At 61.9% G+C, this 13,449-nt stretch carries 9 protein-coding genes; 2 read left to right on the top strand and 7 right to left on the bottom strand.

The annotated features are described in order from the left end of the window. Positions 1-3: 3 nt before the first annotated feature. Positions 4-1,230 (top strand): bifunctional glutamate N-acetyltransferase/amino-acid acetyltransferase ArgJ, encoded by a 1,227-nt coding sequence (gene argJ / locus ACIGGE_RS11755; RefSeq protein WP_397490465.1) that lies wholly within the window; start codon positions 4-6, stop codon positions 1,228-1,230. A 53-nt stretch (positions 1,231-1,283) separates the two neighbouring features. Next, on the top strand, positions 1,284-2,051 hold the full coding sequence (locus tag ACIGGE_RS11750) for an inositol monophosphatase family protein (RefSeq protein ID WP_397490760.1): 768 nt from the start codon (positions 1,284-1,286) through the stop codon (positions 2,049-2,051). On the opposite strand, the gene trxA is transcribed toward ACIGGE_RS11750, so the two are convergent. Genes trxA through ACIGGE_RS11715 form a run of 7 tightly spaced genes read right to left on the bottom strand, consistent with a single transcriptional unit; the run spans position 2,048 to position 13,376 of the window. Next, positions 2,048-2,368 (bottom strand): thioredoxin, encoded by a 321-nt coding sequence (gene trxA, locus ACIGGE_RS11745; protein ID WP_103023311.1) that lies wholly within the window; start codon positions 2,366-2,368, stop codon positions 2,048-2,050. The two genes, ACIGGE_RS11750 and trxA, sit on opposite strands and share 4 nt — an antisense overlap. A 49-nt stretch (positions 2,369-2,417) precedes the next feature. Next, complete coding sequence (gene addA / locus ACIGGE_RS11740; RefSeq protein ID WP_397490464.1) at positions 2,418-5,897, bottom strand: double-strand break repair helicase AddA; 3,480 nt, start codon at positions 5,895-5,897, stop codon at positions 2,418-2,420. Next, entirely contained in the window at positions 5,894-8,899 is a 3,006-nt protein-coding gene (gene addB / locus ACIGGE_RS11735) for a double-strand break repair protein AddB (protein ID WP_397490463.1), read from the bottom strand. Before addB ends, addA begins: the two co-directional genes overlap by 4 nt. Further along, the gene (locus tag ACIGGE_RS11730; protein WP_222827316.1) at positions 8,892-9,614 is read right to left on the bottom strand and encodes a nucleotidyltransferase family protein; all 723 of its coding nucleotides are present in this window, start codon (positions 9,612-9,614) and stop codon (positions 8,892-8,894) included. Before ACIGGE_RS11730 ends, addB begins: the two co-directional genes overlap by 8 nt. After that, on the bottom strand, positions 9,611-10,600 hold the full coding sequence (locus ACIGGE_RS11725; RefSeq protein WP_397490462.1) for an aminoglycoside phosphotransferase family protein: 990 nt from the start codon (positions 10,598-10,600) through the stop codon (positions 9,611-9,613). The genes ACIGGE_RS11730 and ACIGGE_RS11725 overlap by 4 nt, the downstream gene beginning before the upstream one ends. Then, positions 10,597-11,034 (bottom strand): tRNA (adenosine(37)-N6)-threonylcarbamoyltransferase complex ATPase subunit type 1 TsaE, encoded by a 438-nt coding sequence (gene tsaE / locus ACIGGE_RS11720; protein ID WP_397490461.1) that lies wholly within the window; start codon positions 11,032-11,034, stop codon positions 10,597-10,599. The genes ACIGGE_RS11725 and tsaE overlap by 4 nt, the downstream gene beginning before the upstream one ends. Next, the gene (locus ACIGGE_RS11715) at positions 11,031-13,376 is read right to left on the bottom strand and encodes a PAS domain-containing sensor histidine kinase (protein ID WP_196846322.1); all 2,346 of its coding nucleotides are present in this window, start codon (positions 13,374-13,376) and stop codon (positions 11,031-11,033) included. Before ACIGGE_RS11715 ends, tsaE begins: the two co-directional genes overlap by 4 nt. Between the last annotated feature and the right edge of the window lie 73 nt (positions 13,377-13,449).

Below are 13,449 nucleotides of genomic sequence, written 5' to 3'. Positions count from 1 at the left end.
TTCATGGATCTCGAACGCTCTCCCCTCGCCCGCCCTTTCCCTGACATGCCGCAGATCGACGGTGTAACGCTGCGTATCGCCCGCGCGCGATACAAGGCGTGGGACAGGTGCGACCTGACCTATGTCGAGCTTTGCCCCGGCACTGCCGTGGCGGGGGTCTTCACGCGCAGCGCCTGCGCTTCTAGCGAGGTCGAACTCGGTCGGGAACAAGCGAGGCTGGGCCGGGCCCGGGCGCTTATCGTCAACGCTGGCAATTCCAACGCCTTCACCGGCTATCGCGGACGCGAAGCGGTGGAACAGATCATGGCGCAGGTCGCCTCTGCACTCGATTGCGATCCGAGCGAGGTGTTCGTGTCTTCAACCGGCGTGATCGGCGTTCCCCTGCCCAAGGACAAGGCCCAGGCAGGGATCGAAGCTGCACTGGTTGCAGCGCCATGCCGCTGGGAAGATGCGGCCAGCGCCATCGGCACGACCGATACGTTCACCAAGGGTGCCTCCGCTTCCGCCATGCTCGCCCAAACCCGCGTGGAACTCGCCGGCTTCATCAAGGGCAGCGGCATGATCGCGCCGGACATGGCGACGATGCTAGGCTATGTCTTTACGGACGCCGCTGTCGATCCGGCTTTTCTTCAGGAAATGTTGTCCAAGGCAAATGAGGCAACATTCTCCTGCATCACCGTCGATGGCGATACCTCCACCAGCGACACGGTTCTCCTGTTTGCCACTGGGAAGGCTGGCAATCCGGCACTCTCGTCCTGGGATGACGATGGGGCGGATGCGTTTTACGCCGCCCTTCTCGGTATCTGCCGCGAACTGGCGCATCTGGTCGTGCGCGACGGAGAAGGAGCACAAAAGTTCATCGAGATAGCGGTGACCGGCGCGGCCGACGCCGCTAGCGCTCGCCATGTCGGCCTCGCCATAGCGAATTCGCCGCTGGTGAAGACCGCCATTGCGGGGGGGGACGCGAACTGGGGCCGGGTCGTTATGGCCGTCGGCAAGGCTGGTGAGCCTGCCGATCGCGACCGGCTATCGATCGGCTTTGGCGGCACTTGGGCAGCCAAGGACGGCCAACCGCTCGCAGATTATGACGAAGCACCAGTTGCCAAGCATCTCGAGGGTCAGGATATTCGCATCGATGTCGATCTCGGTGTGGGCGATGGCCGCGCGACGGTCTGGACCTGCGACCTGACGCACGGATATATTTCGATAAACGCGGATTATCGTTCGTGACTCTTCCGCTCACCTCCGAAGATCGGGCGCTTAACGAGGCGATCCTCGCCTTGATGCAACGCGTGACGGAGCAGGCGATCCTGCCGCGTTACCAGAACCTTGCGACCGGCGATGTGGAAGACAAGGGCGGCAACGACCCCGTTACGATCGCGGACAAGGATAGCGAAGCGCTGCTTCGCGAAGGGCTATCCGCTATCGACGGAACTCTCGCATTCGTGGGCGAAGAGACGGCGCATGCGGACCCGTCGATACTCGATCGGCTGGATCGGCCATGCTGGATCGTCGATCCGATTGACGGCACACGCAATTTCGCCGCGGGCAAACCGCCCTTCGGCATCATCATCGCCCGCGCAGAAGGGGGCGTGGCCCGGTCGGGCTGGATTTTTGACTGCCTCACGGGCCGCTTCTGCGTTGCACACGAGGGCAAAGGTGCGAGCGTGAATGGGGAAACGGTCGTCGCTCGTCCGACGGGCCAGATCCCGCCGATAGCTGCCATTTCGCTTGTTTTCATGGACGATGCGCGGCGAGATGGGACCAGGCGGCACATCGCGCCGATGTACGATCTGGTCGACATTCCCTATTGCGCGGCGGAGCAGTATCCTCGTCTCGCGCTCGGCGTGAACGACGTATCGATCTTCGAGCGCACGCTTGCCTGGGATCACGCCGCTGGCGTTCTGTGGCTGAACGAAGCTGGCGGAAAAGCGGCAAGGCCCGACGGCTCACCCTATCGCGTGGACGAGGTGGGCCGAACGGGCCTGCTGGGTGCAGCAAGCCCGACCCTGTGGGACGAGCTGGCCGAACTATATTCTAAATTGGACTAAAGTTCGCCCTCAAGCCATTGCTTTAGCTGGCCTTTCGGGGCGGCACCGCGCATCTGCGCAGCGGGCTCGCCATTCTTGAACAAGACAAGATAAGGGATCGACTGCACGCCCATGGAACCCGGAACATCGGGATTTTCCATGATGTCCATCTTCGCGATCGTCACCTTGTCGCCCAGTTCTTCGCTCAGTTCTTCGAGGGCAGGTGCGATCATCTTGCATGGTCCGCACCAGTCGGCCCAGAAGTCCACGAGCACGGGCTTCTCGCTTTCAAGGACGTCCGACTTGAAACTGGCGTCGGTAACGGCGGTGGTGGCCATTGGAAATCTCCTGTATTTCTTCGGCACCCAATGTGGGCTGCGCATGTATTTACTCAACTGGCGGCAGCACAAAACTTTCCTGCGGAGCCGCAAACGCGCTCTTGTAAGCGGCAAGTCTTTCGCCGGGCAAGGCGAAGAGCTGCGGTGTCTGGGTATAGAGAACGGCGGCCTCGATCTGCCGACCAGGGTATATCGCTTCCAGCGCCGCCGCATATGCTGCCATCTGCTTCATCGTGCTGTCGGGAATGGCATCGACCGATAATGGCGGACGTCTCGCCGTTTTGAAATCGACGACCGTGACCTTTTCGGGGGTGACGAGGAGCCGGTCGGCGGTCCCCATCACCACCTGCCCATTCACTGCCGCAGCAAGCGGGATTTCGGCAAGAGCCTGCGGCCCGAAGACCGGTGCAAAGTGCGGATCTCCCAATACCGTCAGTGCCCGCTCGAGAATGTCCGCACGTTCATGCTCATCGAGATCGGGCGCTTGCCGCGCGAGCCAAGATAATCCGCGCGCGTTGCGATCGTCTTCGTCCACAAGCGGCAATCGTTCGAGAAGCGCATGGATCAGCGTGCCCCTGCGGGCGGCGTCGGCTGCATGTGTTGGCGGCAGGGGCGGATCGCTTCCCTCCACCTCACCAAGACCAGAAGGGGCAAGTGGCCGGGGCGGACGCGGTTCCGGCCCGACCGGATTTACTGCCCATGCAGGAAGTGCGGTGACGGGCTCTGCCGCCGATACACTTTCGAGCGGGGCTTCCTTGGTCAGTTCGCCCCATTCCCAACGCGAACCCCACAGATCATCGGCTAGCGGCTCATTGCCGAAGAGAGGCTTCAGCCGTGCGTACCAGCTATCTTCGTGCGCCTGGCCACGCTTCAAGTCGCGGGGACCGAGCGAACCTCCGATGAATAGCGCTTCCTCCGCCCTCGTCATGGCGACGTAAAGCAGACGCCAGTGTTCTTCCATTTCGGCTGCAGCAGCGCGCTCTTCCGCGACTTGCAACCGGCCGACTTTCTGGTCCTTGGTCAACCCCGGCAAGGGAATACGCCGCGGCTCGACGTGCCCCAGCGGCGTTTCCTCCAGCTCGAGATCGCGCGCACCGTCCGGGCCTATTGCCGCATCGGCGAGGACGACGATGGGGGCCTGGAGCCCTTTCGAACCATGCACCGTCATGACGCGAACCTGATCGCCGCCCTCGTCCGCGTCTCGCTTGATTTCGCCCTCGCCAGCGTCGAACCATTGGATAAAGCCCTGCAGGCTTGCGATATGACTTGCAGCGTAGGCGTTGGCCGCATTGAGCAATTCATCGATCGGATCGTTCGCTTCACGCCCCAGCCGCGCGACAAGCTTCCGGCGTCCATCCATCGGGCCGATCAAGATCCAGTGAAGCAATTGCTGCGGAGTGTCGAAATCCGCCCGGCGAAGGATTTCGCGCAGGATTGCCATGGTTTCCCCGACGCGAGGCGCGTCGCTATTACGCAGGTGTTCCCACAGGCGGACATTCTTGGCGCGATAGCCGTACTCGAGCAGTTCGTCCTGAGACCAGCCGATCAGCGGGGATACGAGCACACATGCGAGGGTCAGGTCGTCAAGCGGCTGTGCCGCAAACCGGATGGTTGCCATCAGATCCTTGACGGCGAGCGGATTTCCCAATCGCAATCTGTCCACGCCTGCGACGGGTACGCCCCGACGGTGAAGGCGCGCTACTATGAGCGAAGCCAGATCGCGCCGTTTGCGCACGAGCACCATGACATCGCCCGGACCAGCCCGCCGAGGTGCACCATCCTTGCGTCGATCTTTCACCAAGGGAAAGCCCGAATCCATCCAGTGTCGCACCTGCTGCGCTATACGGTCGGCCAATTTACGATCGTGACGTCCCAACCAGCCTTCGTCGACCTCGCCTTCTTCCATGCCGCTATCGGCGTGGATCAGGTTCCAGAGAGTTACCATGCCGGGACGGGATTGACCTTCGTGCTCTTCTGCGTCTCTATCGAGACCCAGTCCTTTGCTGCCGATCGCGGCAATGGCACTGTCGACGAAATCGAGAACATTGTCCGCGGTACGGAAGCTTTGACCGAGCCCGTATTCGCGCAGATAGCGCGGATACGGCCCCCCTCGCAGGTCGGCAGCCGCATCCGCTGTTTTCCGCATGCTTTCGGCGAAACGATCCCGGGCGTCCCTGAAATTCTTCGGGCTGGTGCCCTGGAAGCCGAAGATTGCCTGCTTGAAATCGCCGACGGTGAAAATCGTGCGCACTGCATTCCCCCGCGCGCCCTCGCCGCTGAAGAAATCGTCGGTCAAAGCCTCTATGATCTGCCACTGCGCCCGATTGGTATCTTGCGCTTCATCGACGAGGATATGGTCGAAACTGCGATCCAGCTTGTAGCGGATCCAGTCAGCCATTGCCGTGTTAGAAAGCAGGTTCGCGGCACGGGCAATAAGATCGTCGAAATCGACAAGCCCTTCGCGCGCCTTGGCCGCCTCCCACTCGAAAGCAAATGCGCGGCCAGCCGTGAGTTGGGGCACAAGAAAATCGGCGAGGTCACGCAGCGCACGACGCTGCGCGACTGAGGCAATACCGTCCACGACATCGGCTATATATCCGCCATACGCGGGATCGATCTTTTCGAGATTGGCCAAGCTCTTCGGCTCGCCTTTCTGCGTAAGCAATGTGCCGAAGAAGCCATCGATTTCGGTAAGACGGGCAGCGGGACTTGCGGCCAGCCATCCCGCGGCGAAATCGGCGCTCTTCAGGCCAGTGGCGGTATTCCACTCCGCGTTGATGCGACTGCAAGCCAGAAGAGCGCTGACAGGAAATTCACCGTCGGTGCAGGCTTCAGCGACCCAATCTGCTCCAGCATCGAATGGAATGTCTAGCATCCGGCGCACCGGCGCAGTGAGATCGCCCTGCCAGTCGGGCTGGTACCATGTGTCGAGATACCCGGCGCATTTCATCAGCCAGCCGCGTACGGCATCCGCCCCCTTGCGGCGGCTCATCTCTGCCACCGCCTCGCGCACGATCAGTTCGCCGTTTTCGAGGAGTTCAGCGAGAACATCGAGGCTCAGGAGGTCCCGGTCACGATCTTCCATCGGCTGGCTGCCGGGCAGGATTTGCGCTTCATTGGGAAACGCTGCGAGCAGATACTGGGCGAAGGCATGGATGGTATCGATCCTCAGCCCGCCACCGGGACAGTCGAGAACCCGTGCAAACAGCGACCGCGCGCGGGAACGGGTTTCCGGATCGGTCGGCGAGCCCAGATTGGCCAGTTCCTCGGCCAGCACTTCATCCGGCAGGCGAACCCACCGCGCTAGGACTTCATTCACGCGAACCGCCATTTCGGCAGCCCCCGCCTTGGTGAAGGTCAGACACAGGATTTGCGAAGGATCGGCGCCCGGTTCGAGCAACAGGCGAAGGACCCGCGCAGAGAGCACCTGCGTCTTGCCTGTACCTGCACTTGCGGAGAGCCAAACACTCTCCCGCGGATCGACCGCGTCGCGCTGATGACCGACGAGCGGATAAACCTGGCCGCTCACGCCTCTTCCCCTTCCACGTCCATATGTGGGAGCCACTCGTCCAGCCGCATGAGCTGGTCATAGGTATCGTAACCCGGATAATCGGGATTGAGCCGCGCGGTGAAGGGCTCATCGCCCTTGATCCAGGCCGCAATCGCACCATCCAGATAAGCTGCGGTCGTCGGTAGGAAATCTTCCGGTGGCAGGCCGCTCCTTTTGCTTCCGACCTTGAGCGGTGTCTCTACGTATCCGAAGCCGAACGGGTTGGCATCGGTCTTGGTCTTGGCGAGCGACCAGTATTCGAACCCGGTCGCTTCGCCCGATGCCGCCTTGAAGCCATCCCGCTCCGCCATCATCCCGAGCAGTCCGAGCTGCAGGGCGTATCCCTGTTCGACCATCTTCGACGACGGCGGCGAGCCGGTCTTGTAATCGACGATAGCCAGCGTCCCATCGGCATACCGGTCAAGCCGGTCGATCTTTCCGTGAATTCGCACACCGTCGACCTGCATTTCGCCCCACGCTTCGACAGCGACAACCTCGCGATCGCCGTAACCAGCGACTTCATGTTCCACCCATTCGAGAGCGCGCTCTAGGCGTGGTTGCCACAGACCGCGCATAAGCGGGTGGACGTTTCGCTCCTCGAACACTCGCTTCATTATCTCGACGATTGGCGGTTTGGGATCGGCCCTGTGCCATTCCTCAAGGATCTGATGCGCGACCTCACCCTGCCATGCGGGACTCGGCGGCGCGTCCAGCGCGTCGAGCGCTTGCAACTGCATGATCTTGCCCGCGAAAAACTGGTACGGATCACCGCGCAGCCGATCGAGCGCAGTCGCCGAAATATCGACCAGCCGCTGATCCGCATTCGGCATTGGACGAGGCCGCGGATATACTGGCGCTTCGGGCGTGCGGACCATGGCCCGGGCCAGATCGATGGCGCGTGTGTCGGTATGTTTCGGCAGCAGATCGCCAAGCAACGCCTGAACGCGCAGAAGAAACCGCGAAGGTATCGTCGGCCCGCTTTCATCCCGCGCCGAACGGCTGAGCACAACTTCAGGAGCGCCAAGCGCACCGGCGAGATCGTGCGCCGAAAGGCCGATACGGAAATCCGCACCGGGAACACCCAGTGCCCGCAATACCGTCGGCGCCAGAAGCGCGTCCACGCTGCCACGCCCCGGCCATACACCTTCGTTAAGACCTGCGCAGATCACGATATCCGCACGGTTCATGCGCGCTTCGAGCAATCCGAGCACCTGTACCCGGGCATGACCGCCATAAGGCGGGCGAACGGCCACCGGCTCCATTGCATCAACCAGAACCCGAGCGACGTCGCGAGGGCGAATTTCGAATTGCGCCTCCCGGGCGTGGAGACGAAAATCCTCGACGAACTGCGCTAGACTCCGGCCATCTTCCTTCGCCCAGAGTTTCTCGCCGCACAAATTCTCGGCAGCCATGGCAATCGTATCGATCAGATCGCTCAATCGTGCGGTCTGGTCCGGCTGATATTCTATCAAGGGAGCGATCGCCGCCTCGGTTAGCTGCCACCAATCCCCCAACTGCTTATGGGTGGGCACCAGCTTTTCCACGACATCACGGATTGGCCGAAGACCGGTTTCCAGCCTCGGACCGCGCAGTTCGCGCTCGACTGTCCGAAGGTGTCGTAGCCATGTTCCGCGTTCCATCCCGCCATCGGCAAGTGGGTGACCAAGCAGAGCCATCACGGGCACCGCTTTGACATTTTCGGCCATGACCTCGGCAGTCAGGAGAAATGCACGGCCTGCTGCAGTTTGCGCAAGCGGGCGTCCGGCAGAATCGTCTGCAAGAATATTCCAGCGGGCGAGGTGATGGACGACTCGCCGAGCAAGCGGCCGATCTGGCGTGACGACGGCCACGCGCTTTTCCGGATGATCCAGCGCTTCGCGCACGAGCAATGCGACAGCCTGCGCTTCTTCTTCGGGCGTTGCGGCCTGCATAATCCGCACGCCAGCCAAACGGCGCTTTTCCGCGGGTAGCTCGATCCAGGTCTTGCTAGCCTCGGGAGGAAGGAAGATTGAGCCGATGGCATGACTGCGTTCCGGCGGCGACGCAGCCAGACCTTTGCGGTGCCAAGGTTGGACCTCTTCCCGAGCCACGCCCATCCGGTTGAGCAACAGTTTCAAATGGTATTGTGGGTGCGACACGGCATCATTGCGCGCGAATGGAGGGTCTCCTGGTTCGGGCGCGGCGCCTGCGCGGCCCAGCTCGTCCCACACATCGGTCGGCATCGTAAGATCGAAATCGGGCAGAATGACTGCCCCTTCATCCAGATCGGCGACAACGCGCAGCAGCCGCGCCAGCGAAGGTGCCGCGCTCGTCACACCAGCTGCCACCATGGGCGTGCCGGGAGGCGATCTTTTCCAGCTTTCGGCTGCGAAGTCGAACAGTCGATTCCGGCGCGCAGCCGCATCCAGCCTGTTCCATTCCTGCAGGCGGCCAAGCCATTTCGCCTGCACAGTCGCAAACACACGCAGGCTGTCCTGCCAATGGCCGGACAAAGATCCGAAGAGGTCAAGCACTGCATCGCCGACAAGCTCTTCCGGGCCAATTCCTTCGACCAGAAGCCTGTCCATCGTCGCGCCGGTTTCTCTTGCGAGACGAAGCAAAGTGGCGCCTGTGGGGGCGTTTTCCCCCATGGTCCCGGCGATCAGGTCCGCCAAGGCGAACAGGCGACGCTGCGGATCAACGGCCGCTGGAATGTCCGCACCGAGCGGATCGAGCAGCGGTCCCAACGCTTCATCGAGATCCAGATCGCCGACAACCGCCATGCGCGGCATCAACAAACCCGGATTGCCCTGCTCTCCCGCGTGACGGATGAAGGCTTCGGAAACGGTGCGGCGCGCGCGGCTGCTCGGCAGCAAGAGCGTCAGGCGTGCGAGGCCGAATTCCGGTTCAGAGTATCGAGGCACGAGTCCTGCAACAAGTGCATCGGCGAAGCCGCGGTGGGCGGCAATCGAATAGACCTTGGGCCGAACCCGCTCAGCCACCGGTCAATGCATCTTCCGTTGGGCGAATATGGTTTGGGGTGCCGACTTCATACCAGTGGCCAGTGAATGCCAGGCCATAGAGGCGGCCCTCTTCGATGGCTCTGTTCCACAGAACATTGGTCGAGAACTTGCCGTCTGGTGCATCGCGCAACAGGCGATGCGAAACGAGCTGGATACCCGTATAGATGAAGGGCGCAATGCGGCCGGGCAGCTTGCGCTTGAGCCGCCCTGCACCATCCATGTAGAAATCGCCCGTTCCGTCAAAGTTATGCGCCCTTGCATGCGTGACGACGAGCAGAAGCGCATCCATGCGCTCCGGATCCCAGGCAGTGGAGAGATCGGCGAAGGCATTGCGCGGCCCATCCAGCCAGATGCTGTCCGCGTTGCAGGCGAAGAAAGGGTCGGGAAGCATTCCCGCATCGCACGCCTTCACCATGCCGCCGCCGGTTTCGAGCAGTGCATCGCGTTCATCCGAGAAGGTGATGCTCGGCGCTTTGCGCGACGCAATATGCGCTTCGATGGCATCGGCAAGGTAGTGGACATTGACCACAGCGCGCGAAACGCCTGCTTCTTCCAGCCGGTCAAGCGCCCGGTCGATCAGCGGTCTTCCGGCGACCCGGACCAAGGGCTTGGGTGTGGATGCGGTCAATGGGCGCATCCGCTTGCCGAGGCCCGCGGCCATCAACATCGCCGTGTCGGTGACCAATGCCGTCACTGGATTTCACCGCCGAACGTATCACGGATTTCCTGCGGTACGTTGCGGGCGAACCATTCGGCCACCGGTGCCATTGCATCATGTGCCAGATCGCGCTCCATTGCCTCCCACACGCGGGGAATCATGGCGAGGTACCGGGCCTTGCCGTCACGCTTCCACAGTCGTGTGAAAATGCCGACAATCTTGGCATTCCTTTGAGCCCCGAGGCGAGCATAATCCGCTTCGAAATGCTCCCCCGGATCGGCTGCTGCGCGATAGCGACCGAGCATTTCTTCCTCGAGCGCCAGAGAAACGTCACGCCGAGCATCCTGCAGCAAGCTGACGAGATCGTAGGCCGGGTGCCCGACCAGCGCATCCTGGAAATCGATCAGCCCCTGTTCGCCTGCCAGTTCCTCTGGCTCGAGCAGCATGATGTTTTCCGCATGATAGTCGCGCAAAACCATAACGCCGGGGTTCTGGCGCTTCATCAAGGGGGCGAGTGCTTCCTCCCACGCTGCGGCCCAGCTCGGCGCATCGACGACCAGCCCCATGGCCGGACAGTACCATTCGACGAACAGGTCAACCTCCCGCTGATACACCGCCATATCGTAGGGCGGGAACGGTCCGGGAGGCAGGCGATGCAACTGGGCAAGGGTTTCGATGGCTTTCGCGTAGATGTCACGTTCATCTTTTGGATGCTCATCGATCCACTCGCGCATTCGCTGATCGCCGAAATCCTCGGTCAGCACCCACCCTTCGGGCGCGCTCTCCGCAAGAATATGCGGCGCGCGCATGCCATTCGCCTCGAGCCAGTGCGCCACCTGGAGAAAGGGCTTCGGATCTTCGTGCGGTGGCGGAGCATGCATAAGCATTGCGGTCTTGCCGCCCATGCGCAGACGAAAATAACGGCGGAAGCTGGCATCGCCTACAAGCGGGGCAATCTCTGCCCCTTCCCACTCGGTGTTGCCAAGGAAGTTATGGATGCCTTCAGGCAGAGCGTCACTCATGGCCAGCGGCTTTGCCAAGATGCGCCGGACGTTACAACGGCTTCGCGCCCCTCACCCACTTTTTCGAGCGTGATAGAAAGGCATCCTGCCTCATGCGCAAACCCACCGGCATGGTCGGGCCATTCGGCAATCAACACTGCCCCGTTGCGATAGTCGTCGAGGCCAAGTTCTTCGATTTCCGACGGATGGTTCAATCGGTAGAAATCGGCATGAACGAGAGGGACGCGCAGTCCATCATAGGTTTCGATGATGGTGTATGTGGGTGACGGCACTTCGCCATCATAGCCGAGCGCAGCAATGATGGCGCGGGCAAGCGTTGTCTTCCCGGTACCAAGCGTGCCTGACAAGGCCACGACATCACCCGGCTCGATCTTCCCGGCAATTTTCCGGCCGAAAGCCTCCATCGCCAGCAAGTCTGGTAACTGCACGGTCATGGGAGCGTGATCGAGGCGGTTGTGCCGCCGTTCTTCCGGCTGTGGATTTCCAGCGTGCCGCCGTGCGCTTCGACAAGCTGGCGCGCGAGTGGAATTCCGAGCCCATGGCGGCGCTCGATACCCTTTCCATCCGCCGACATGCGGATGCCCTCCAGCGCGCGAGCAAGTTCGTGCTGGCTCATCCCGCGACCGTTGTCGGAAATAACGATCTTGGTCTCGCCGCGCTTGCGACCGATATCGATGAGGATACGGCCGCCGCGCGGTGTCCCATTGATCGCATTGTCGAGAAGCTGGGAGATGGCCCGGCGCAATTGTTGCGGATCCGCAGTGATCGTTTTGCCGGGGTCCCCCCGCAGGTCGAGCGTCAATCCGCCTTCGAGGATGCGGTCTTCCTGCTTGCGCACGATCTGGGTGACAAAGGGCATCAGTTCGAGCTTTGTCTTGCGCAACGGCATCAAGCCCGCTTCTGACTGAGACAGGTCGAGGACATTTTCCACCTGTTCGGTGAGTTTGCCGACGGAAAGCGAGATCGCTTGCGCATATTCCTTCGCCGTCGGGGTCAGATCTCCGGCGATGCCACTTGTCAGCAATTCGGCAAATCCACCGATCGACGTCAGCGGCGTGCGGAATTCATAGCTCATATTGGCGAGGAAGCGGGTCATCACTGCATCTGCCTCTTCGAGCGCACGGTTGCGTTCCCGCAGGGCCTCTTCGGCCTGACGCGAGGCGGTGACATCGAGGACAGTGAGCATGCCATTGCCGTCGGGAAGCGGTACACCGGTAAAATCGAGCGTTCGCCCATCGGCCAGTTCGACCCGGCCATCGCTCTTCTTGCGATCCAGCGTTGCGGCGCGAATTACCTGATTGATGCGCGAAATAGCCGATGGGTCGGACAGATTTTTGGCGACGGCATTCAAAAGGTCTTCAGCCTGCGGATGGCCATCCAATGCTTCCGGATCGATGCCCCAGGCGCCGGGGAACCCGCGGTTCCACAATTCCAGATGTCCGTCCGGGGCGAAAACCGCGAGCGCTTCGAACAGGCTGTCGAAGGTGGCGGTCCTGGTGCGCAGCAAGGTATCGCGCGTTGCCGACAGAGCCAGCTGTTCCGTCCGGTCTTCGGCAATCATCACGAGACCGCCATCCGGCAGCGGCTGGGCGACAATCCGAAGATGGGTGCTGTCGGATAGCGACCAGGCTTCCTCGTGCGGCTCGTCGTGCTGGAACCATTCGGCGAGTTCGTTTCGCCAAGCCGGAAAATCGCGCACTTCGGGGATGCGGCCATTCTCGCGGGCGATCAGCAGCATGTGCTGGAATGTCGTCCGGTCGTTCACCACACCGGGCGGCAGAGAAAACACGCGGTGAAATGGCTGGTTCGCAAATGTCATGCGATGCGCCGAATCGAATTGGGCCACACCAATGGAAAGCTGGTCGAGCATCGAGCGCTGGGCTTCGCGGAAGGCCCGAAATTCGCGTGCCTGCTCTTCCATTTCCTCGATATCTACCGCGTAGCCGGCAATGCCTTCGCCGACGAGTGGAAGATCGGTGACGCGCATTGTGCGACGCGCCCTGTCGATCGTGGCGCTCACGATCCGTTCGATAGGTTGCCGCCGATCGGCTGCCTGCTGCGCGACTTGCGCTGCGGTACGCCCGTTGACCGTTTCAACGAGATCGATCTGGTCGGCGACGACCTGATCGGCGCTTTCCGCACCGACTGCAGCGACATAGGCCTTATTGACGAGGCGTAGATGCATGTCCGCACCGCGGAACCACATCGGCATGGGCGCGGCTTCGATCAGACCCACGAGTGCGCCGAAATCTTCGCGGGCACGCGCTGCTTCCTCGCGCAGCTGGGTCAGCTCGGCTTCGCTCTCGCTGAAGTCGAATACCCAGATCAGGGCTGCGCCCCCGGGCGACACAGCCGAATCGGCCAGGGAGCCCTGCATTGCGAGCGACTTGCCCGACCCCGGCGATACGGTGATGGCCATCCGAAACGGCCGGGCCGTTTTCTGGGTACGGCGGACATAGCGGGTGAGTTCTTCGACCTGATCTTCGCTCAACCCGCGGCCGTCGGCGCCTGCCAGTTCGCTGAGGTAATCGGGCACCTTTTCGAGGCCGATCCAGCGAGCCAGCCGGTCCGGAGCCTCGATCCTTCCATCGGCCCGCACCAACATCGGGATGGCGGGGCCTTCCTCGATCATGCGGGAAAGGCGCTGCGCCGCCTTGCGGCTGGCGACGGATTTCTGTTCGCGCCCGGTCGCGCGCAACATCACCCAGACGGCGCCTGCGGTCCATAAGGCCAGCAGGAGGCCGATAATGGCCAGCAGTGCGGGAGAAGTATCCATTACCCGCCAGCTATGCGGACGCGCGCGGGAGTGCAATGCCCCCGCGCGCGTTCATGCGACGGTATTTCCGCCA

Origin of the sequence: Qipengyuania sp. NPDC077410 (assembly GCF_044543405.1) — a bacterium.
Lineage (GTDB): Bacteria > Pseudomonadota > Alphaproteobacteria > Sphingomonadales > Sphingomonadaceae > Qipengyuania > Qipengyuania pacifica.
Note: the sequence above shows the minus strand (reverse complement) of the source record. Positions and strands in the feature narration are given on the sequence as shown.